The organism is Streptomyces sp. NPDC058662 (assembly GCF_042716255.1).
Classification (GTDB): domain Bacteria; phylum Actinomycetota; class Actinomycetes; order Streptomycetales; family Streptomycetaceae; genus Streptomyces.
This window is the reverse complement of the sequence record NZ_JBHXRU010000097.1, coordinates 2,603-25,037: the sequence shown is the minus strand read 5'-3', so window position 1 is coordinate 25,037 and position 22,435 is coordinate 2,603. Positions and strand designations below refer to the sequence as shown.

The window sequence follows — 22,435 nt, the reverse complement described above, 5'->3', positions numbered from 1 at the left end:
GCCGCGGCCCCCGTCGGCCGCGGCCCGCGCGGGAGCGCCCCGGCTCGTCTCACGGACCGGCCGGTCGAGGAACCCCCCGCACCCGCCACGTATTCTCGGGGACCATGAACACCAGCGACACCGACAGCGGCGCCGGCACCGGTACGGGCACCCCGGCCGGCGCCATCGACGAGAGCGTCACCGCCGAACTGGCCCGCCTGCGGGCCAGCATCGACAACATCGACGCGGCCGTGGTCCACATGCTCGCCGAACGCTTCAAGTGCACCCAGCAGGTCGGCCACCTCAAGGCCAGGCACCAGCTGCCGCCCGCCGACCCGAGCCGCGAGGCCAGCCAGATCGCCCGCCTGCGGCAGCTCGCCGAGAACGCCAAACTCGACCCGGCCTTCGCCGAGAAGCTCCTCAACTTCATCATCGCCGAGGTCATCCGTCACCACGAGACCATCGCCGCCGGCGAGGAGTAGCCCCCGCCCGACGCCGACGCCCCCCACCGCGCCGCGTCCCCGCCCCACCCCGCCGCGACCGCCCCACCGCACGGCGTTCCTGCCCCACCGCGCCGCGACCGCCCCACCGCACGGCGTTCCTGCCCCACCGCGCCGCGACCGCCCCACCGCGCCGCGTCCCCGCCGCACCCGCCCCGCCGCACCCCGCCCCCGGCGCGCCCGCACCCGCCCCCACCGCGCCCGCACCACATCCCGCCCCGCTCCGCCTCCGGCGCGCCCGTACCCCGCCCCCGCGGGAACGCCCCGCCCTCGCGGGAACGACCCGCCGCCCCGGCCGCCCCGTGAGGCAGCATGGCCGCATGCCCGCACTCACGCGCAACGAAGCGCAGCTCCGAGCCCAGCTCATCGACGTCCACCACTACGCCGTCGCCCTCGACCTCACCGGCGCCGACGACGACACCTTCGACTCCACCGCGGCCATCCGCTTCACCGCCCGAACCACAGGTGACACCTTCGTCGAGCTGAAGCCGGAGCGGGTGCACTCGGCGACCCTGGACGGCCACCCGGTCCCCCTCACCGCCCTCCAGGACAACCGCCTCCCCCTCCACGGCCTCACCGAGGGCCCCCACGAACTGCGCGTCCACACCCGCATGCGCTACTCCCGCACCGGCGAGGGCCTGCACCGCTTCACCGACCCCGCCGACGGGGAGACGTACGTCTACAGCCAGATGTTCATGGACGACGTCCAGCGGGTCTTCCCCGCCTTCGACCAGCCCGACCTCAAGGCCGTCTTCGAGTTCACCGTCACCGCCCCCGCGCACTGGACCGTCCTCGCCAACGGCATCACCACCCGCACCGGCCACCGCGACACGGACGGCGCCGGCATCTGGACCTCCGCCGCCACCCCCGTCATCTCCACCTACCTCGCCGCCGTCGCCGCCGGCCCCTGGCACAGCGTGCGCACCGAGCACGCCGGACTGCCCTTCGGCATCCACTGCCGCCGCTCCCTCGCCCCCCACCTCGACGCGGACGCCGCCGAAATCCTCTCCGTCACCACCGACTGCTTCGACCGCTACCACGAGAAGTTCTCCGAGCCCTACCCCTTCGACTCCTACGACCAGGCCTTCGTACCCGAGTTCAACGCCGGCGCCATGGAGAACCCCGGACTCGTCACCTTCCGCGACGAGTTCATCTACCGCTCCGCCGTCACCGACACCGAACGCCAGACCCGCGCCATGGTCATCGCCCACGAGATGGCCCACATGTGGTTCGGCGACCTCGTCACCCTCCGCTGGTTCGACGACATCTGGCTCAACGAGTCCTTCGCCGAGTACATGGGATACCAGACCCTCACCGAAGCCACCCGCTTCACCGGAACCTGGACCGAATTCGGCGTCGCCCGCAAAGCCTGGGGCTACGACGCCGACCAGCGCCCCTCCACCCACCCCGTCGCCCCCGACCCCGACGACGTCCCCGACACCGCCTCCGCACTCCTCAACTTCGACGGGATCTCCTACGCCAAGGGCGCCTCCGCCCTGCGCCAACTCGTCGCCTGGCTCGGCGAGAAGGACTTCCTCGCCGGCATCAACACCCACTTCGCCCGCCACAAGTTCGCCAACGCCTCACTCGCCGACTTCGTGGACTCCCTCGCCGCCCACACCGAACGCGACGTCCACACCTGGGCCGAGGCCTGGCTGCGCACCACCGGCATCGACACCCTCACCCCGAGGATCGAGGAGAGCGCCGACGGCTGGACCCTCACCGTCGACCGCAAGGGCAGCCGCCCCCACCGCATCGCCGTCGGCGTCCACCACCGCGAACCCGGCAGCGGACAGTTCCTGGAACGCGGCGAACTCCTCCACCTCGACGTCCCTTCCGACGAGGTCCTCTCCGTGAGCGGCCCCCGCCCCGACCTCCTCGTCCTCAACGACGGCGACCTCACCTACGCCAAGGTCCGCCTCGACGAGACCTCCCTCGACACCGCGCTGCGCACACTCTCCGGCATCCCCGACCCCCTCACCCGCGCCGTCGTGTGGAACTCCCTGCGCGACATGGTCCGCGACGGCGAGCTCGACCCCCGGGACTACCTGGCGACCGTAGGGGCCCACCTGCCCGAGGAACACGACCTCGCCATCGTCCAGGGCGTCCTGACCTTCGCCCGCACCCAGGTCGCCGTACGCTACGTGGCCCCCGAGGAGCGGCACGACGCCCTCGCCACCCTCACCTCCGTCGCCCGGGACCTGCTGCGGCGCACCGAGGACGGCTCCGACCCGGGCCTGCGGCTGGCCGCCGTACGCTCCCTCGTCGACAGCGCCACCACACCCGACGCCCTCGCCGGCTGGCTCGCCGACAGCACCGTCCCCGGCGGCCCCGCCCTCGACCCCGAACTGCGCTGGCGGATCCTGGCCCGGCTCAGCGTGCTCGGCGCCGTCGGGGAGGCCGAGATCGACGCGGCCCTCGCCGCCGACCCGAGCGCCACCGGCGAGGAGGGCGCCGCCCGCTGCCGGGCCGCGCTGCCGACGGCCGAGGCCAAGGCCGCGGCCTGGGAGCGGCTCTTCCACGACGACAGCCTCTCCAACTACCTGTTCAGCGCCGCCGCCCAAGGGTTCTGGCAACCCGAACAGGCCGAACTCGTACGGGAGTACGTACCGCGGTTCTACCCGGACGCCGTAGCCCTCGGCGCCCGCCGCGGCCCGGCCATCGCCGAGGCCGCGGGCCGCTGGGCGTTCCCCGCCCACGCGGTCGACGAGGACAACCTCAGGGCCGGCCACGCCTGCCTCGCGGACCCCGACATCCTCCCGCTGCTGCGACGCAAGCTCGTCGACCAACTCGACGACCTGTCCCGCGCCCTGCGCGTCCGCACCCCCTGACCCCACCCCGACACGGCCCCGCCCCACCCCACCCCCCCCTCCCGGGCACGGGGCCGGGGCGGGTCCGGCGGGAGACAGGTCCGCCCGGAGTTCGGACAAACCCCGGCGGTTACCCCATTCGGGTCGGATCGTTGTACTGGTCGGGCCGGGCGTACCGTTCCGCCCCGCCCGGCCCCCGGAGGACCCGATGACAGCGCCGCCCGGCCCCCACGCCGCAGCGCCGCCGCCCCTCGCCGGCGGCACCCACGGCGCCGACGCCCTGCGGCCCCTCCTCGACACCGTCCTCGACGCCCTCCGCTCCGGCGCCCGCACCCGCGGCGGCCCCCTCCCCGCCGGCGGCCCCGACACCGTCACCGCCCGCACCCGGGCCGCGTTCGCCGACGTACTACCCGCCCGCGGCACCGGCGCACACGAGGCCCTGCGCACCCTCGTGCACGCCCTCGCCGCCGGCGCCGCCGACCCCGCGGACCCCCACTGCGCCGCCCACCTGCACGGCCCGCCCCTCGCCGTCGCGGCCGCCGCCGACCTCGCCGCCAGCGCCCTCAACCCCTCCCTCGACTCCTGGGACCAGGCCCCCGCCGCCTCCGCCGCGGAAGCCCTCCTCACCCGCGCCCTCGCCGCCGAGTTCTACGACACCCCCCACGCCGACGCCCTCGTCACCACCGGCGGCACCGAGGCCAACCAACTCGCCCTCCTCCTCGCCCGCGAACGCCACGGACCCCGCCTCACCGTCCTCCACGGAGCCAACGCCCACCACTCCGTCCCCCGCGCCGCCTGGCTCCTCGGCCTCCCCCCGGCCACAGCCCTCCCCACCCCCACCGGCACCCTCGACCCCGCCCGCCTCGCCGAGGCCCTGGCCCGCACCCCCGGCCCCGTCCTCGTCACCACCACCGCCGGCACCACCGACGCCGGACTCATCGACCCGCTCCACCCCATCGCCGACCTCTGCGCCCACCACGGCGCCGACCTCCACATCGACGCCGCGTACGGCGGCCTCCTCGCCCTCAGCCCCCGCCACCGCGACCAGGTCAGCGGCCTCGGCCGCGCCCAATCCCTCACCCTCGACCTGCACAAACTCGGCTGGCAGCCCGTCGCCGCCGGACTCCTCGCCGTCCCCGACAACGCCCTACTGGCCCCCCTCGCCCACCAGGCCGACTACCTCAACGCCACCGACGACACCGAAGCCGGACTCCCCGACCTCCTCGGCCGCTCCCTGCGCACCACCCGCCGCCCCGACGCCCTCAAGATCGCCGTCACCCTGCGCGCCCTCGGCCGCGACGGTCTCGCCCACCTCATCGACCGCACCTGCGAGACCGCCCACCACCTCGCCCACCTCCTCGACGCCCACCCCGGCTTCGAACTCCACGCCCCGCCCACCATCAGCACCGTCCTCTTCCGGCCCACCCACGCCGACGACGAGCAGGTCGCCGCCCTGCGGCGCACCCTCCTCCACCAAGGCCGCGCCGTCCTCGGCCGCACCCGCGCCGACGGCCGCCTCTGGCTCAAAGCCACCCTGCTCAACCCCCACACCACGACGGCGGACCTGCGCGCCCTCGTCACCCTCCTGGCCTCCACACCCTCCTGAAAGGCGGCACCGGCCGATGTCCGCACACCTCGAAGCACCCCATGACCTCGTCGGGATCGGCATCGGCCCCTTCAACCTCTCCCTCGCGGCCCTCACCCACGGCCTGCCGCGACTGGGCGCCGGCGAACTCTCCACCGCCTTCTACGACCAGCGCCGCGACTTCCGCTGGCACCCCGGACTCCTCCTCGACGGCGCCACCCTCCAAGTCCCCTTCCTCGCCGACCTCGTCACCCTCGCGGACCCCGCCAACCCGCTCAGCTTCCTCAGCTACCTCAGGCACAAGGACCGCCTGTTCCCCTTCTACTTCGCCGAGCAGTTCCACATCCAGCGCGCCGAGTACGACGCCTACTGCCGCTGGGCCGCCGCCCGCATCCCCGGCCTCCACTTCGGCCACCAGGTCGACTCCGTCCGCTGGAACCCCGAGCACGACCTCTTCGAAGTCGACTACACCCAACTCGACGCCGACGGCGAAGCCCAAGCCCTCGGCCGCACCTGGGCCCGCAACCTCGCCCTCGGCATCGGCACAGCCCCCTACATCCCCGAACCCCTGCGCCCCCTCGCGGAAGCCCCCACCGTCCCCGTGATCCACTCCGCCGACTACCTCGACAACCGCGAGCGGATCCTCGGCGCCGAACACGTCACCGTCATCGGATCGGGCCAGTCCGGCGCCGAGGTCTTCCTCGACCTGCTACGCGCCCGCCCCGCCGGCCGCGAACGCCTCACCTGGCTCGCACGCAGCCCCGCCTTCGCCCCCATGGAGTACTCCAAGCTGGGCCTCGAACACTTCACCCCCGACTACACCCGCTACTTCCACTCCCTCAGCGAACCCGTCCGGGACCGGCTCGTCCCCTCCCAATGGCAGCTCCACAAAGGCATCGACGCCGACACCATCGCCGCCATCCACGACGAGCTCTACCGCCGCACCCTGCACGGCGGCTGGCCCGACGCCGTCCTCACCCCCGGCGTGACCGTCCGCACCGCCGGCCGCGTCGCCACCACCAAGGTGGAACTCCACCTCGAACACACCGACCAGGGCGCCCGCTCCCGCCTCACCACCGACGCCGTCGTCCTCGCCACCGGCTACCGCGAACGCCCCCTCGGCCGACTCCTCGCCGGCCTCGACCCGTACCTGCGCACGGACTCCTCCGGCCGCCCCCGCATCGACGACCACTACCGCATGGTCACGGACCCGGCCGTCACCGGCAGCGTCTACGTCCAGAACGGCGAACGCCACACCCACGGCGTCGGGGCCCCCGACCTCGGCCTCGCCGCCTGGCGCAGCGCCGCCATCCTGAACACCCTGACGGGCAAGGAGCCCTACCCCCTGCCCACCCGCACCGCCTTCACCACCTTCGGCCTCGAACAGAGGGAGCACACCCGCCCGCAACCCGCCGGCGAACTGCTCCCCCTGGTCGACCACCCGTAACCCCCCCCGCCACCCCCCACCGGCAGGGCGCCCTAGAACACCGGCACGGCATCCCGCGTCAGCCGCCAGTCCACCGACGCGAACTCCGCGGGATCCACCGTGCCCTTCGCCTTCACCCACCCGATGATCGTGTTCCGGATCTCGTCCGAATCAGCCCACACCTGCCGGGCCTGCGGCACATGCGGGAAGTTCCCCCCACCCGAGGCCCGGTAGTTGTTCACCGCCAGCACGAACCGCGCCGCCGGATCCACCGCGGCCCCCCGGAAGGACAGCCCCGTGATCCGCTCACCCACGGGCCGCGAGATATCGATGTCGTACGTGAGGCCGTACACCGCGTCGTAGTTGTAGTCCGGGATGCCCTCCGCGTTCGTCAACCTCGCCGGATCCACCACCTCACCCGGCGCGGTCCGCACGAAGTACCGCGCCGAGTACTCCAGATAGTCCTTCAGCTGCGCCCCGGTCAGCAGCCGCGCCTCCAAGGTGTTCTCGAACGGGTACAGACCCGCCGCGTCCCGGATCGTCACCTGCCCCGCCGGGATCGCCGCCGTCCGCGAGAAGCAGGACGCCTGCGACAGCACCGGCAGCGCAGCCCACTCGCCCCCCGCCAGCGCCGCCCGCACCGTCTCCGCCTGCACGTGGTTGATCAGATCGATGATCGGCACATCCTTGACCGGCCCCTCCGCCGAGGACATCACCCGCGTCGAGGTCCCGATCACCTGGTTCACGTACGCCACGACCTCGCGGTGCTCGTCCGACAGCAGCCGCGTGATCTTCGGATCCTCGGCGACCGTGTTGGAGTTCAGCACCTTCGCCGACACCTTCGCCACCGACCAGCGACCCCGCTCCCACGTCAGCTCGAAGTCGAGCAAGGTCAGCCGCTGACCCCACTTCAACGGCTCCGACAGCACCACCTCCTTGCCCGTCGCCCGGTTCGCGACCCGGTACTCGGCGATCTCCGTGTGCGCGTGACCCACCAGAATCGCGTCGATCCCCGGCACCTGCTCCGCCACCAGCGCCGCCGCGTTCTCCACGTACGGCAGCTGGTCCCCGTACGAGGACGTCCCGCTCGAACCGGAGTGCGCCGACACGATCACCACGTCCGCACCCAGCGAACGCAGCCTCGGCACGTACTTCGCCGCCTGCTCCTCCAGGCCCGGGAACGTCATCCTCCCCTGCACGTTCGCCTTGTCCCACAGCGCGATCCCCGGGTTCGTCAACCCCAGCACCGCCACCTTCACATCCGGCCCGTGCGGAGTCCGCAACCGGTGCATGCTGTACGGCGCGAACGCCGGCCGCAACGTCTTCGCGTCCAGCGCGTTCGCCCCCAGCAGCGGAAAATCGCACTGCTCCTCGAACGCGCGCAGCACGGGGATGCCGTAGTTGAACTCGTGGTTCCCCAGCGCCGCCGCGTCGTACCCGATCGCGTTCATCGCCTGCGCCATCGGGTGCACCGGACCCCGCCGCGCGGTGATCGGGTCCACCTTCGCGTAGTAGTACGACAACTGCGTGCCCTGGATCGTGTCGCCCGCGTCGATCAGCAGCGTGTTGCACCGCCCCTTCTCCGCCCGCACCTGCTCCACCAGGGTGGATATCTTCGCGAGACCGACATCGTTGTGCGCCTTGTCGTCGAACTCCCGGTCCGTGAAGTAGTCCCAGTTGAACACGTTCCCGTGCAGGTCGGTCGTGCCCATCACTGTGAACGAGTACGTCCGCGGCCCGCGCCCGCGCGCCGCCGGCGCGGCCGCCGCCGGGGCACTCGCGGCCCCCGTCAGCGCCACCGCCGCACCCGTCGCGGCCGTGGTCCCAAGAAACGTCCTGCGGTCGAACGCCATGCCAACTCCCTTGTGAGGCGTAACTGCCCGTGCGGACAACGCGCGTAGATTTTGACCCATCGGTCACACGCCGCAACACCCCCACCAGGTTTCGATCCGATGACCGACCCCGTACGAGTGACAGTGCGACAGTGAGGACATGACTCAGGACGCATCGCCCCAGCCCTACGGAACCCCCGAAGTCCCGCGCGTCGCCGTCCGCGGCGAAGCCCGCATCGAAGTCGACCCCGAGATCGCCCGCATCGGCATCACCGTCAGCGCCCGCGGCACCGACCGGCGCACCGCCCTCGACGACCTCACCCGCCGCAACAACACCGTCCTCGACCTCATCAAGAGCTACGGCGACCCCGTGGAGAAGCTGGAGACGGGCTCCTTCTCCATCACCCCCGAACTCACCCGCCACGGCCGCGGCGAACGCGTCCGCGCCTACCACGGACGCGTCCATCTCACCGCCGAACTCAACGACTTCACCACCCTCGGCGAACTCACCACCCGACTCGCCGACCTCGACCTCACCCAGGTCGACGGCCCCTGGTGGGCCCTGCGCCCCACCTCGCCCGCCCATGGCCAGGCCCGCCGCCAAGCCGTCCTCGAAGCCGTCCAGCGCGCCCGCGAGTACGCCGAGGCCCTCGGCGCCCGCCTCGCCGCCCTCGTCGAGCTCGCCGACCTCGGCGCCGAGAACGCCGTCCCCTTCGAGGCCGGCCCCGGCTCCGGACTGCGCACCATGGCCTTCAGCACCGCCGAGGACGCCGGAGCCCCGCCCCTCGACCTCGAACCCCAGCGCCAGACCGTCTACGCCCAGGTGAACGCCCGCTTCACCATGACCCCGCCGCAGCTCTGACGCAGCTCTGACGCGCTGCCGGCGCGCCTCTGACAGACCCCGAGAACGGTGCCCCGGGGGTGCTCATCAGAGCACCCCCGTGCACATTCAACAATTGTCAACAAGCTTTTGCCCAACGGTTGTTGAGTGGTCACCCGGAACCAATTTCCTACTGCCTGGTAGGGGAATACGCTCGCCTCATGCGCCGAGCGAAAATCGTATGTACCCTGGGCCCCGCCACCGACTCATACGACCAGATCAAAGCCCTGGTCGAAGCCGGAATGGACATCGCCCGCTTCAATCTCAGCCACGGCACCTACGCCGAACACGAAGAGCGCTACCAGCGCGTACGCAAGGCCTCCGACGAGACCGGCCGCAGCGTCGGCATCCTCGCCGACCTTCAAGGCCCGAAGATCCGCCTCGGCCGCTTCCGCGAAGGCCCCGTACTACTCGAACGCGGCGACGAGTTCACCATCACCGTCGACGACCACGAAGGCGACCGCCACACCTGCGGCACCACCTACAAGGGACTCGCCGACGACGTCACCACCGGCGAACGCATCCTCGTCGACGACGGCCGCGTCACCCTCGAAGTCACCGCCGTCGACGGCCCCCGCGTCCACACCACCGTCGTCGAAGGCGGCATGGTCTCCGACCACAAGGGCCTCAACCTCCCCGGCGTCGCCGTCTCCGTCCCCGCCCTCTCCGAAAAAGACATCGAAGACCTCCGCTGGGCCCTGCGCATCGGCGCCGACGTCATCGCCCTGTCCTTCGTACGCAGCGGCCACGACATCGACGACGTCCACCGCATCATGGACGAGGAAGGCCGCCGCCTCCCCGTCATCGCCAAGATCGAAAAGCCTCAGGCCGTCGAGAACATCGACGCCATCGTCGCCGCCTTCGACGGCATCATGGTCGCCCGCGGCGACCTCGGCGTCGAAATGCCCCTCGAACACGTCCCCATCGTCCAAAAGCGCGCCGTCAAACTCGCCAAGCGCAACGCCAAACCCGTCATCGTCGCCACCCAGATGCTCGACTCGATGATCGACAACTCCCGACCCACCCGCGCCGAAGCCTCTGACGTCGCCAACGCCGTCATCGACGGCACCGACGCCGTCATGCTCTCCGGCGAAACCAGCGTCGGCAAATACCCCATCGAAACCGTCCGCACCATGTCCCGCATCGTCGAAGCCGCCGAAGAAGACATCCTCGCCAAAGGCCTCCCCCCACTCACCGAACGCAACAAACCCCGCACCCAAGGCGGAGCCGTCGCCCGCGCCGCCGCCGAAATGGGCGACTTCCTCGACGCCAAATTCCTCGTCGCCTTCACCCAGAGCGGCGACACCGTCCGCCGCCTCTCCCGCTACCGCTCACCCATCCCCCTCCTCGCCTTCACCCCCGACCCCGCCACCCGCTCCCAACTCAACCTCACCTGGGGCGTCGAAACCTTCCTCGGCCCCCACGTCGACTCCACCGACGCCATGGTCGACCAAGTCGAAGAACAACTCCTGCGCATCGGCCGCTGCGTCCCCGGCGACGTCGTAGTCATCACCGCCGGCTCACCCCCCGGCGTCACCGGCTCCACCAACCTCGTCCGCATCCACCACATCGGCGACGCCGTCCGCTGACCGACGCCCCCTCCGAGCCCGCCGGCCGCCCGCCGTCACGCGACTCCCCGCGCACGCGGCCGGCCGGGCCGCCGGTCTCCTCACGGGTGCCCAAAGGCACCGCGGCGCAGTTCAAGGGCGGACCGCACATGAGGCGCCGCAGGGCTGACCCGTGCGAGTGAACGCGCGGGACACCCGCGGCGGCCCGGCCCGTCGCACACGGCGGTCGTCCTCGCCCGCCCGGCATCATGGCACTTCGGTAGATCAGGATCCTGCCGTGGTAGCCGTCCTCCGGCCGAGCACAGGAGCAACCACGATGAATGATCAGCGACCGTCCTCGCTCTGCGAGCAGGCTCGGCCGCCCAGTGGATCAGCCATGCCGTCCGAACCTTCCATCCGCTTGAAGTGAAGCCATGCGGACGGAACTGATCGTGGCCTTCCTGTCAGGCCTCGTGGCCCTGGTCAGCGTGACGTACAGCGCACAGGCAAACAGGAAAAGCGCACTCCTCAAAAACGAGTTGGAGCGACAGGCCGCCGAGACTCTTCGCGATCTGGAGCGGCAGGACGCCATGGGCCGGTACCGCGACCCGCTGCTCTGGGCTGCCTTCGATCTCCAGTCCCGCCTGTACAACATCGCGGGACAAGGATTTCTACGCGTGCATTTCGTGCAACCGCACGAACAACTGTACGCGGTTCGCAGCACCCTTTACGTGCTCGCTGAATACCTCGGATGGGTCGAAATTCTCAGGCGCCGCATCTACTTCCTCGATCTCGGCAACCGAGAGGCCAACCGTCACATCGTGACGCTCCTCGCCCGCATTAGCAACGTTCTCAACGACGACACCTATGCCGACACGCATCTTCAACTGTTCCGTAGTGACCAGAGAGGAATCGGAGAACTCGTCATCACGGACGACAGAGACGCCGCCAGCTGTATCGGATATGCCGAGTTCTGCTCACAGCTGGAATCGGACCGCCGGTTCGCCGCCTGGTTTACACGCCTGTCCGACAGTGTCGCCCAACTGGCTTCGCTTGAGGGAAGGCATCCACGCGTCGTCGATCTGCAAGTCGCTCTGATGGACTTGATCGATTTCCTCGATCCTGAGCAAGAACGCTTTCCTCAGCAACGCCGATTCCGGTTGCAGCATTGAAGCATGACCTACTGAAAAGCAGCCAGTGGTGCTGTTTCCCGGATGGACGACCCCGTCGTCACGGGCTAGCCTGAAAGCAGGGACCGCTGTGAGTCGACCCCGACGACAGCCGGGCGAGGACGGTGTCTGATGTCGAGCACGTCGGAGGGCGGGGAAGTGCGTCAGGGCCTCCCGCACCCGGCCGGACTGCAACTCGCAGGCTATGAGTTGCAGCGCGAGATCGGCAGGGGACCATCAGGAGTCGTCTGTATCGCCAGAGACATCAGGCTGGACCGCAAGGTCGCGCTGAAACTACTGGATCCCGACATCGCCCGCAATGAAATCCTCAGCCAGAATTTCATCCGCGACTCCCGGCTTGCTTCCTCGATCGACCACCCGCACATTGCCCCGATATTCGACGTCGGAGAAGACAGCGGAATCCTCTACATCGCCATGCGCTACATCGCTGGACTGGACCTGGAGGCGCTTCTGGCCCGAGACGGCCCGCTGTCCGTAGCGGCCTCGATGCGCATAGCCGGCCATCTCGCATCCGCCATCGACTCCGCACACGCACGCGGCCTGGTGCACAAAAACGTCCATCCGGGCAGCATCCTGGTCATCAGGAGCAGCAGCGCCGAACATCCCGACTACGCCTACCTCGCCGGATTCGGCATCGACAGACCGGCTCTCACCGACAACTTCACCAGCATAGGACCGTTCACCGGCACGCTCGGCTGCATGGCACCAGAGCAGATAACCGGAGACCCCGTCAACGGTGCCGCCGACGTGTACGCCCTGGCCTGCACCGTCCACGAAACCCTCACCGGTGAACCAGTCTTCCTCCGAGACGGAGACCCGGCACAGCTGTCAGCACACCAGTACGACGAGCCGCCCCGCCTGTCCCAACGGCGCCCCGACATCACGCCGCAGGCCGACCACGTCATGCGAACCGCCCTGTCCAAAAGCCCCGGCGACCGATACCACTCATGCCGCCAATTCGTGGAAGAGCTGCATACCGTCATCGGCTGAAACCACCGACCACCCCCCTCCCGACCGGCGGCGGCGCCTACCAGCCGAACCGGCGGTCCACCACCGCCGCGAACTCCTCGAACGACAACACCGCGTCCCCGTTCTGATCCGCCGCATCGAACAACGCCGACGACGCCTCCGCATCACCCACACCCCAAAACGGCAGATCACCCCGCGCCGCCAACGTCGGCCCCTTCGCACGCAGCGCCGAGATCACCTCGAACCGGGTCAGCTCCCCGTCCGCGTTCAGATCCAACGCCTCGAACAACCTCCGCGCCTTCTCACTCATCCCGAGATCCCCACTCTCCACATCCGAATACCCACACCCCAACCTACGTCGAGCCCCCACCGACACGGCACGACCACAGCACGAAGCCCCGGCCACCGCACAAGCGGCGACCGGGGCTCCCGGCGCAAACCCTCCGCGCTCCTACGGGGCGAAATACCCCAGCAGATCCGTGATCACATGCGTGCTGCCGCCGTAACTGTTCCAGACGTCCACCCGGCCGGCGTTCACCGGCGAGGTCACATGGTTGGGAATTGTCTCACCCACACGCGTCTGCAGACTGCTCGCCGTCGGCCGGGCACCACCCTGCGCGAACACCGTCAGGAACCCGGCACCCGTCGACTCCGTCGCCGTGACATTCAGCGCCGCGCCGACCGCGCCCGCCGGCACGCCACCCACCGTCGCCGTCGCCCCCGGACTCAGCTTCCCCGTAGCACGCGTGTCACCCAGACGCTGCGGAACGACCGGCGTGAACAGCGCCTTGCCGGACTTGGTGTAGTAACCCACCGCATCGACGATCAGATGCGTCGACCCCGTGTTCGTGTACAGGAGAATCGTCCCGTCCGAACCGACCGGCACAATCGCCTGGTTGGACTTGTCCTTACCCGGCTCCGGATTCAGATTCGACGTCGACGGACGCTCCAACCGGTCCGCATACGCGATCACGTGGCTGTTCTCCGTCGAACCGGTGCTCGTCAGATTCAACGCCACAGCACTGGCATCCGCCGGAATCCCGTTCACACCCGCCACCTTGACCGCCTGCACGTGCGTCAGCGGCGCACCCGACACCCGGGTGTCCGCCAGCCGCGTCGGAGCGATCGGAGTGAACCGCTCACCCGCGTTCGGCCGGTAGTAGCCCACGAAGTCCACGATCACCGATGCCGTACCGGAATTCAGCTGCGCCAGCACCGAACTGGCGACACCCAGCGGCACAGTCACCGTATTCGACGAGGTACCACCCGCCCGCACGTTCACGTTCGATGTCACCGGACGCGGCTGGCCACTGGGCCACACACTCAGGTGCGTGTCCTCCGTCGCCCCCGTCACCGTCACGTTCAGCACCGCCGCGGACGCACCACCCGAGTGGTACCCGCCCGAGCCCTCCACCACGATCGGCACATCCACCAGAACCGCCGTACCACCCTGCACCGGCTTGTACGGGCTACGGGTGTCCAGCACACGCTTCGGAGCGACAGCAACGAACCCGGACGGCCTGTACGCCACCTTCACCGTCTGGCTGACCGTCGAGGTACCACCCTTGACGTCCAGGACCGTCACCGACACCTTGTACTCGCCCGGCTTGCCGTACACATGCGGCACCACCTCCAGGCCGCTCCGGGCCTCGGACGTGCCGTCACCGAAGTCCACCGTCAGATACTGGACCGGCCACGGCGTCTTCGACGCGGTCCGCGGATCGATCTCGGCGGTCAGCGGCGCCACGTACGCCGACGGCTCCTCAGCCGTCGGCAGCTGCTGGCGCCACGTGAAACCGGCCGACAGCGGCGTCGCCGCCGTCACCTTCACCGACTTCTCGGCGACGGCCCTCATCACACCACTCGCCGCCGTCACCTTGACCACGCACTCGCACGGCGACGCGTACACGTGCTCAGCCGCACCCGCCGAGGTCACCGGAGCCGTCCCGTCACCGAAGTCATACGTGTACGAGACCGGCTTACCCCAATGGGTCTTCACCGAAGCCGTCGCCTTCACCGCGGTCCCCGCGGGCGCCCACGGCTCGTCGACCCCGAGCATGACACTCGCGACCCAGGAATCCCGCGACTCGTACGCACCGCGGTCGATGTGACCGCCACCCCTACCGGTGTTGGCCGCCGTCGGGTCATCCGTGACCGGCATGCCCTCGATGTCCGAATCCAGCACACCCGGCGCCGTCGGATCACCCGAATCGACCGTGGGAGACCCGGGGTTGTAGTGGAACGTCCCCCAGAACGACTCCCGCAGGATGTCGTGCGCGCCCTGACCACTCGCGGCCGTGAAAGCGGCCTGCGTCGTGTGGTCCACACCGGCCCACTGGTACGCCACCCGGCCGGCGGCGGCGACATCGGTGACCAGGTTGTAGTCGGCACGGGTGCCCGCCACCGCACTCTGCGACACCACGACGCCCCGGCGCTTGCCCTCCGGCCCCGCCGGGCACGCGACGGACATGTTGAGTCGGATCCGGTTGTTGAAGACCGCCGAACCGGTCGACGCACCACCGAACGACAGAGCCGAGTCACACTCCAGATGCACGTCGTTGTTGGTGACGACCGTACCCGGCGCGTCCGACGCGACGACCGCCGCCGCCGGATACCCGAAGAGCATATTGCGGCTGAACACGGTATTGCGCGCACCGCCCTGGACCTGCGCCGTGGTGTCCAGGGTGCTCCGCGTGACACGCACGTCCGCGCTCCCGCCGTCCACCACGAGGGAGACGGAATCCGTCTTCGGACCGCTGACGAAAGACCGGTCGAGCTCGACGGCGGTCGAGCCGGTGATCCTGGCACCCCCGTCGACACGCAGCCCGCGCAGGACCACATGCGAGGCACCGCTGACGGTCAGAGCACGCTCCGCGCCCAGTTCCACCCGGTCGGACGGCTTGGGACCGTCGGCGACGAAGGCGATCGGCTTGCCGGGCTCGCCGGAGCGGGCGATCGTGAGGGACTCGGCGTACGCCTTGCCCGGCTTGATCCGCACGGTCTGCCCGGGCCGCACGACCTTGGCCGCGGCCCCGATCGTGCAGAACGGAGCCGCCGCGGACCCCAACCCGGCGTCGGAGCAGCCGGCCCCGTCGGAATTGTTGACGTACAGACTGGACGGTGTCTCGGCTGCGACGGCCGAGGCCGGCAGCCCGAGAAGAGTGACGAGACCCGCGGTGAGCAGGACCGTCGTACGTGTGGCACGCACCAGAAGGGTTCCTTCGACAGAAATGACGTGGAATCGCCTCGGATACGGGTGCGGGTGCGGCCGTGCTGCGGCCGGTTCCCCCCAACAACCGGTCGGGCGCACGCGCATCCGTGGCGAGAAACCACATCATCCACTGCCCCGGCAGCCGCTGTCACATCGGATAATCAGCCCGCACCACCCGAAATGCCTGGTCAGAGGGCAGTAACTAGTACTTCGGCCCGATGTGCAGGTCCATCAGCGCGACGGACTCCTTGCGCGCGATGGAGATGTTGCAGGCGTTGGCCTGCTTCCACGCGACCCCGAGCCGGTCGAGCGTGCCGGTCAGCAGGTGCGTGATGTCCTCGGACCTGTTGGTGAAGAAGTACCGCGGGTACTCGTACCGCTTGCGGACCCCGGCGACGACCCGGGTGGTCCAGTTGATGGTCCGACACCCGTCGGAGTGGATCAAGCCCCGTACGAACTCCCACGGATGGGCGTCGACGATCTCCCGCTGCCAGTGGTCCAGGACGATGCGCCGCTCGTGCTTCTTCCCGGCCCCGTGCTGCGGGAACAGGCACGGCCAGTGGTGCGAGTACGACTTGACCTCCACGCATCCCCCCTGTCGTCGGAGCCCTACCTTGGGCTGCGGCATGACGCCCAGCATCGCGTCCCGTGCGGCTTCGATGAGACCGGGCCACGATGCGTCGCAGAAGACGGAGAGGCGGTGCTCCTTGTACTTCGAGACGATGTGGCCGTCGCCCAGGTAGAGGCCCAGGAGGTAGGCGTACGCCTCCGAGGCCACCGCGCGGCCTGTACAGCGCGGGCAGTCGGTCGGCCTCGTGTAGCGCTCGCCCCGCCGCTTCCGGTCCTCGTGCCGCCACCAGCCGACGGTGCCGCGGGGGATGCCCAGATGTTCGGCCACGACCCGGTTGGTCACGCCACGGCGTAGCAGCAGGACCGCTTCTTCGCGTATCGAAGGATTGTGCTCCATGTTCGGAGCTTCATCGCGATTCGCCCGGGTGACCGGAATTCGAAGCTTCGTTCACCGTGACGAGTGAAGATCGCACAATCGCTTGGCGACCTTGGAAACTAAGAAGAAGTACCCCGAGTCGGATTCGAACCGACGCTGAATGGGTTTTGAATCCATTGCCTCTACCGCTGGGCTACCGGGGCCCCTTCGAAACGAAGGATACCTAAGACCCTCCGTGTCACAAACATACAGGAGCTAGGTAGGCTCGGGGGAGCTGAACCGCTTGCAACAAGGAGCCCCCGTGACCGCCGAGCACGAGTCGACGCCCACGCCCGACGCCGACCAGTCGCACGTTCCGCCGATGACGACCCGCGTCGTCATCGCCGAGGACGAGGCGCTCATCCGTCTCGACCTCAAGGAGATGCTCGAAGAGGAGGGGTACTCGGTCGTCGGTGAGGCCGGGGACGGCCAGAAGGCCGTGGAGCTCGCGCGCGAGCACCGGCCCGACCTGGTGATCCTGGATGTGAAGATGCCCGTCCTGGACGGGATCTCCGCGGCCGAGAAGATCGCGGAGGAGTCCATCGCCCCCGTGCTCATGCTCACCGCGTTCTCGCAGCGCGACCTGGTGGAGCGGGCCCGGGACGCCGGTGCCATGGCGTACCTGGTGAAGCCGTTCAGCAAGAGCGATGTCGTGCCCGCCATCGAGATGGCGGTGTCGCGGTTCGCGGAGCTGAAGGCGCTGGAGAAGGAGGTCGCGGACCTCTCGCTCCGGTTGGAGACCCGCAAGCTCGTCGACCGGGCCAAGAGCGTGCTGCAGACCCAGTACGGGCTGTCCGAGCCGGCGGCGTTCCGGTGGATCCAGAAGACCTCCATGGACCGGCGGATGTCGATGCAGCAGGTCGCCGAGGCGGTCATCGAGGACGCCGAGGAGAAGAAGAACGCGGCCAACGGCTGATCGGCCGCCCCGCGCACGAGTGAGGCCCGCCTCCCCCCGAGGGGAGGCGGGCCTCACGTGTGTGCGGACCCGGTGGGTCAGTCCTCGCCGAGGTAGGCCTTGCGGACGTCCTCGTTGTGGAGGAGGTCCTGGCCGGTGCCGGAGAGGACGATCTTGCCGACCTCCATCACGTGTGCGTGGTCGGAGAGCGAGAGCGCCGCCTGGGCGTTCTGCTCGACCAGCAGGATGGTGGTGCCCGTGGCCTTGAGCTCCTTGATGGTCGCCATGATCTTCTGCATCATCAGCGGGGACAGGCCCATGGAGGGCTCGTCCAGCATGAGGAGCTTGGGCTGGCACATGAGTGCGCGGCCCATGGCGAGCATCTGCTGTTCGCCGCCCGAGAGGGTGCCGGCGGCCTGCTTGCGGCGCTCTCCCAGGATGGGGAAGAGGTCGTAGGCGCGCTGGATGTCCTTCTCGATGCCTTCCTTGTCGGTGCGCAGGAACGCGCCGAGCTGGAGGTTTTCGGTGATGGTCAGCCGGGGGAAGATGTGGCGGCCCTCGGGGGAGTGGGCCAGCTTCATGGCGACGATCTTGTGGGCGGGGACGTTGGCGAGGGGCTGGCCGTCGAAGGTGACGGTGCCGCTCTTGGGCTTGAGGAGCCCGGAGAGGGTGCGCAGGGTGGTCGTCTTGCCGGCGCCGTTGGTGCCGACGAGGCAGACGATTTCGCCTTCGTTGACTTCGAAGGAGATTCCCTTGACGGCTTCGATCTTGCCGTAGGCGACTTTGAGGTCTTGGACCTGGAGCAGTGCGCTCACTTGGTCTCTCCTTCCGTGCGGGTGGTGCTGTCGGCCTCGTTCGGGGCTGTGTTGGCAGCCTTGTCGGGGGCCTGGTCCGGGGCGTCGTCCGCGGTGCCGGTGGTGGGGGCGGCCGGTGTTCCGGTGGCGTCGGCCTCGGCGTCTGCGTCGGCTTCGGTGTCGGCGGCCGCGACCTGGGTCCCGGTCTCGGCCTCGGCCGCGGCTTCGGCGGCTTCGACCTCGGCGACCTCCTCGGCGCCCGGGTCGCCTTCGAAGGGCTCGCCGAGGTAGGCGGCGATGACGCGCTCGTCGCCCTGGACTTCGGCGGCGGTGCCTTCGATGAGCTTCTCGCCCTGGACGAGGCAGGCGACGCGGTCGCAGAGGTTGAAGATGAAGCGCATGTCGTGCTCGATGACGAGGACGGCGATGCCCATGTCGCGGATGGCGAAGATGAGTTCTTCGGCGGCGCGGGTTTCCTGGGGGTTCATGCCGGCGGTGGGCTCGTCGAGGAGGAGCAGGCCCGGGTCGCTGGCGAGGGCGCGGGCGATTTCGAGCTTGCGCTGTTCGCCGTAGGGGAGGTTCTTGGCCAGGTGCTGGGCCTTGTTCTCCAGGCCGATGAATTCCAGGAGTTCCATGGCGCGGGCTTCGGAGGCGGCTTCGGCGCGCTTGAAGCCGGGGCCGCGCAGGAGGGCGGACCAGAGGCCTTCCTTGGTGCGGGTGTGGCGTCCGACGAGGACGTTCTCCAGGACGGTCATGTTGGAGAAGAGTCGGATGTTCTGGAAGGTGCGGGCGATGCCGGCCTTGGTGACGAGGTGGGGCTTGGGCGGCAGGACGGTGCCCTTGTAGCTGACGGTTCCCTCGGTGGGGATGTACAGCCCGGTGAGGCAGTTGAAGAAGGTGGTCTTGCCGGCGCCGTTGGGGCCGATGAGTCCGACGATTTCGCCGGCGTTGACCTTGAGGTCGACGGAGCGTACGGCGGTGAGGCCGCCGAAGCGCATGGTGACGCCGCGGGCTTCGAGGACGGTCTCGCCGGTGGGGGCGACGGGGGTGGTGGTGTCGGTCGTGTTGTTCGTCATGGTGGTTACGCCCCCGCCTTGGCGGTGGCCAGGTCCGTGGGGGCCTGGTCAGCGGTGTCGTCGTGGTACTCAAGCTTCGCGCGCTTGTTGGCGATGAGGCCTTCGGGGCGGAAGCGCATGAGCAGGATGAGGGCGATGCCGAAGCCGAGGAGCTGGTAGTCCTGGAGGAAGGACAGCTTGGCCGGGATCAGGAAGAGGAGTGCGGCGCCGAGGATGGGGCCGCGTACGGTGCCCATGCCGCCGAGGATGACGGCGGCGAGGAGGAACGCGGAGTTCGGGGGCACGGGGCCGGCGAAGACGTAGTTCTCGGGGACGACCGTGGTGTTGACGTGGGCCTGGATGGTGCCGGCGAGGCCGGCGAGGGTGGCGCCGAGGGCGAAGGCGATGAGCTTGACGTTGAAGCCGTTGATGCCCATGGCGGTGGCGGCGGTCTCGTCTTCGCGGATGGCGACCCAGGAGCGGCCGATGCGGCTGTTCGCGGCGCGGGTGAAGATGACGATGACGAAGGCCATGACGACCAGCATCAGCAGGTAGTAGTTGGCGTACGCGCCGAGGGTGACGCCGAAGATGACGTGTGCTTCCCCGAAGTTGAATCCGAAGAATTCGAGGTGGGGGATGTTGGGGATGCCGTTGGGGCCGTTGGTGATCTTCGGGCCGGAGACGCCGTCGAGGTTGCCCATGGCGATGCGGAAGATTTCTCCGAAGCCGAGGGTGACGATGGCGAGGTAGTCGCCGCGCAGGCGGAGGGTGGGTGCTCCGATGACGACGCCGAAGATGAGGGAGGCGAGAGCGCCGGTGAGGACTGCGGCCCAGAAGGGGAACTGGATTCCGAAGGCGGAGGAGGTGGCTCCGGAGACGAGGGCCGCGGTGTAGGCGCCGACGCCGAGGAAGGCGACGTAGCCGAGGTCGAGGAGGCCGGCGAGGCCGACGACGACGTTGAGGCCGAGGGCGACGGTCGCGAAGATGAGGATGTTGACCGCGATGAGGGTGTACGTGTCGCCGCTCTGCTGGATGAACGGGAACGCGACGGCGGCGGCCATGGTGCCGATGACGGTGACCTGGCGGTTGTTGGCCGTGATGGTGGAGAAGCGGTCGATGAGGCCGGCCTTGAGCAGTGCGGCGGCTGCGAAGCCGACGATGATCAGGTAGGCGACGAAGAGCTGGGGTTCCTTGTCGTCGGTGTCGATGCCGAAGGTGACGACGAAGAGGCCGATGGCGAAGACCGCGGTGATGATGAGGATTTCGGCCCAGGACGGCAGTTGCTTGGCGGGGGTCGCCTTGCGGGTGTCGTCGGGGATTTTGAAGGCGGTTGCGGCCGCGATGGCGGAGGCGATGACGGCTACGCCGGCGCCGGGTTCGAGGTCGACCAGTGCGCCGAGTTCCACGATGATCGCGAGGGCGGTGTACGTGGTGGTGGCGAAGGTGCCGAGGGCCAGGAGCCAGACGGCCTTGCGGGAGCCGGCGGGGGTGAGCCAGCGGAAGCCCTTGGTGCCGAGCGCGGAGAGCGCGAAGGCGGTGGTGAGGAGGGCTCCGAGGAAGGTGAGGTACTGGAGGGGCGCGGGGCTGCCGTAGTAGGTCAGGTCGCCGGGGAAGGAGCTGTCCCAGGTCCAGGCGAGGAAGGCGCTGACTGCGGTGATGAGGCTGGCGCCGATGACCGTGTAGAGCAGGGCGGTGGGCTTGGTGCCCTGCTGGGTGACGGTGGTCTGCGGGGTGGTGTTGGTGGTCATGGTTCTCACGCCCGATCCGCGACGCGCTCGCCGAGCAGGCCTTGGGGCCGCACGAGGAGGACGACGATGAGGAGTACGAACGCCCAGACGTTGGACCAGGCTCCACCGCCGAGCTGCTGCATGCCGGGTATCTCTTCGATGTAGGCGATCGAGAGGGCTTCGGCGAGTCCGAGGACGACGCCGCCGACCATGGCTCCGTAGATGTTGCCGATGCCGCCGAGGACGGCTGCGGTGAAGGCCTTGAGGCCGAGGATGAAGCCCATCTCGAAGTTGATCTGGCCCTTGTCGAGGCCGTATGCGACGGCTGCGACGGCGGCGAACGCGGCACCGATGGCGAAGGCCATGACGATGATGCGGTCGGTGTTGATGCCCATGAGCTTGGCGGTGTCGGGGTCCTGCGCGGTGGCCTGCATGGCGCGGCCGCTGCGGCTCTTGGAGACGAAGACGCCGAGGGCGAGCATGCAGAGGGGGGCGAGGAGGAGTACGAAGGCGTCAGCGCGCTGGATCGCGAGGCTGTCGGTGAGCTGGAAGGCCTTGCCCTTGAATTCGGGGAAGCTGACGGCCTTCTTGGCGTCCGGGTAGAACTGCCAGACGAGCTGCTGGAGCGCGATCGAGAGGCCGATTGCGGTGATGAGGGGGGCCAGCCGGGGTGCGCTGCGCAGGGGGCGGTAGGCGAAGCGTTCGGCTGCGGTGGCGACGAGGACGGAGGCGAGTGCACCTCCGACGATCATGACGGGGATCGCCACCAGGAGGGAGGTCCCACTCGGGAGAACGGTGTAGGCGGTGAGGGCGCCGAAGCCACCGATCATGAATATCTCGCCGTGGGCGAAGTTGATGAGCTGGACGATGCCGTAGACCATGGTGTACCCGATGGCGATGAGGCCATAGAGAGCACCGAGGGCCAGGCCGTTGGCCAGCTGTTGCGGCAGTTCGTGCACCGCAGGGCCTCCGATGAGCGTGTCGGATAAGACTCCGCGCGAGGGCGCTGTTTTGGCCCACGCGCCCGTGTCATATAAACAAAAACCAGCC

At 69.3% G+C, this 22,435-nt stretch carries 17 protein-coding genes and 1 tRNA gene; 9 read left to right on the top strand and 9 right to left on the bottom strand.

All coding sequences use genetic code 11. The annotated features are described in order from the left end of the window. Positions 1–104 precede the first annotated feature (104 nt). The 4 genes from ACFWUQ_RS26055 to ACFWUQ_RS26040 all read left to right on the top strand — a co-directional run bounded on the left by ACFWUQ_RS26055 (position 105) and on the right by ACFWUQ_RS26040 (position 6,321). Positions 105–461, top strand: a complete 357-nt coding sequence (locus tag ACFWUQ_RS26055; RefSeq protein WP_384542566.1) for a chorismate mutase — start codon at positions 105–107, stop codon at positions 459–461. Between the two features lie 338 nt (positions 462–799). Then, complete coding sequence (gene pepN, locus ACFWUQ_RS26050) at positions 800–3,310, top strand: aminopeptidase N (protein WP_384542563.1); 2,511 nt, start codon at positions 800–802, stop codon at positions 3,308–3,310. A gap of 187 nt (positions 3,311–3,497) precedes the next feature. Next, positions 3,498–4,895, top strand: a complete 1,398-nt coding sequence (locus tag ACFWUQ_RS26045; protein WP_384542560.1) for a pyridoxal phosphate-dependent decarboxylase family protein — start codon at positions 3,498–3,500, stop codon at positions 4,893–4,895. Positions 4,896–4,911: 16 nt separating this feature from the next. Beyond that, positions 4,912–6,321 (top strand): lysine N(6)-hydroxylase/L-ornithine N(5)-oxygenase family protein, encoded by a 1,410-nt coding sequence (locus ACFWUQ_RS26040; RefSeq protein WP_384542557.1) that lies wholly within the window; start codon positions 4,912–4,914, stop codon positions 6,319–6,321. Between the two features lie 32 nt (positions 6,322–6,353). Here ACFWUQ_RS26040 and ACFWUQ_RS26035 read toward each other — a convergent pair whose 3' ends face one another. Beyond that, entirely contained in the window at positions 6,354–8,153 is a 1,800-nt protein-coding gene (locus tag ACFWUQ_RS26035) for a bifunctional metallophosphatase/5'-nucleotidase (protein WP_384542554.1), read from the bottom strand. Positions 8,154–8,292: 139 nt separating this feature from the next. Between ACFWUQ_RS26035 and ACFWUQ_RS26030 the strand changes: the two genes are divergently transcribed. From ACFWUQ_RS26030 to ACFWUQ_RS26015, 4 genes are all read left to right on the top strand, one after another. Next, complete coding sequence (locus ACFWUQ_RS26030; protein ID WP_384542551.1) at positions 8,293–8,994, top strand: SIMPL domain-containing protein; 702 nt, start codon at positions 8,293–8,295, stop codon at positions 8,992–8,994. A gap of 179 nt (positions 8,995–9,173) precedes the next feature. Next, complete coding sequence (pyk, locus tag ACFWUQ_RS26025; RefSeq protein WP_384542548.1) at positions 9,174–10,601, top strand: pyruvate kinase; 1,428 nt, start codon at positions 9,174–9,176, stop codon at positions 10,599–10,601. A gap of 392 nt (positions 10,602–10,993) precedes the next feature. Continuing rightward, entirely contained in the window at positions 10,994–11,731 is a 738-nt protein-coding gene (locus ACFWUQ_RS26020) for a hypothetical protein (RefSeq protein ID WP_384542545.1), read from the top strand. A 129-nt stretch (positions 11,732–11,860) separates the two neighbouring features. Next, positions 11,861–12,739, top strand: a complete 879-nt coding sequence (locus ACFWUQ_RS26015; protein WP_384542543.1) for a serine/threonine-protein kinase — start codon at positions 11,861–11,863, stop codon at positions 12,737–12,739. 37 nt (positions 12,740–12,776) lie between these two features. On the opposite strand, the gene ACFWUQ_RS26010 is transcribed toward ACFWUQ_RS26015, so the two are convergent. The 4 genes from ACFWUQ_RS26010 to ACFWUQ_RS25995 all read right to left on the bottom strand — a co-directional run bounded on the left by ACFWUQ_RS26010 (position 12,777) and on the right by ACFWUQ_RS25995 (position 17,078). Beyond that, positions 12,777–13,028, bottom strand: coding sequence for an EF-hand domain-containing protein (locus ACFWUQ_RS26010; protein WP_384542540.1), 252 nt, complete (start codon positions 13,026–13,028; stop codon positions 12,777–12,779). 141 nt (positions 13,029–13,169) lie between these two features. Then, a complete protein-coding gene (locus tag ACFWUQ_RS26005) occupies positions 13,170–15,926 on the bottom strand; it encodes a PKD domain-containing protein (protein ID WP_384542537.1) in 2,757 nt (918 codons plus the stop codon). A gap of 205 nt (positions 15,927–16,131) precedes the next feature. Beyond that, positions 16,132–16,896: a helix-turn-helix domain-containing protein gene (locus tag ACFWUQ_RS26000; protein ID WP_384542534.1), complete on the bottom strand. Its 765-nt coding sequence runs from the start codon at positions 16,894–16,896 to the stop codon at positions 16,132–16,134. Between the two features lie 109 nt (positions 16,897–17,005). After that, positions 17,006–17,078, bottom strand: a tRNA-Leu gene (locus ACFWUQ_RS25995). A 158-nt stretch (positions 17,079–17,236) separates the two neighbouring features. On the opposite strand from ACFWUQ_RS25995, the gene ACFWUQ_RS25990 reads away from it, so the two are divergent. Beyond that, positions 17,237–17,830 (top strand): ANTAR domain-containing response regulator, encoded by a 594-nt coding sequence (locus tag ACFWUQ_RS25990; RefSeq protein ID WP_384542572.1) that lies wholly within the window; start codon positions 17,237–17,239, stop codon positions 17,828–17,830. A 77-nt stretch (positions 17,831–17,907) separates the two neighbouring features. Here the strand turns inward: ACFWUQ_RS25990 and ACFWUQ_RS25985 are convergent, their stop codons facing one another. From ACFWUQ_RS25985 to ACFWUQ_RS25970, 4 genes are read right to left on the bottom strand one after another with little or no spacing between them, the layout of a single operon-like run. Beyond that, complete coding sequence (locus ACFWUQ_RS25985) at positions 17,908–18,624, bottom strand: ABC transporter ATP-binding protein (RefSeq protein WP_384542532.1); 717 nt, start codon at positions 18,622–18,624, stop codon at positions 17,908–17,910. Then, positions 18,621–19,679, bottom strand: a complete 1,059-nt coding sequence (locus ACFWUQ_RS25980; RefSeq protein WP_384542530.1) for an ABC transporter ATP-binding protein — start codon at positions 19,677–19,679, stop codon at positions 18,621–18,623. Before ACFWUQ_RS25980 ends, ACFWUQ_RS25985 begins: the two co-directional genes overlap by 4 nt. Before the next feature lie 5 nt (positions 19,680–19,684). Next, positions 19,685–21,406, bottom strand: a complete 1,722-nt coding sequence (locus ACFWUQ_RS25975; RefSeq protein WP_384542569.1) for a branched-chain amino acid ABC transporter permease — start codon at positions 21,404–21,406, stop codon at positions 19,685–19,687. Between the two features lie 5 nt (positions 21,407–21,411). Then, entirely contained in the window at positions 21,412–22,344 is a 933-nt protein-coding gene (locus tag ACFWUQ_RS25970) for a branched-chain amino acid ABC transporter permease (RefSeq protein WP_384542527.1), read from the bottom strand. Between the last annotated feature and the right edge of the window lie 91 nt (positions 22,345–22,435).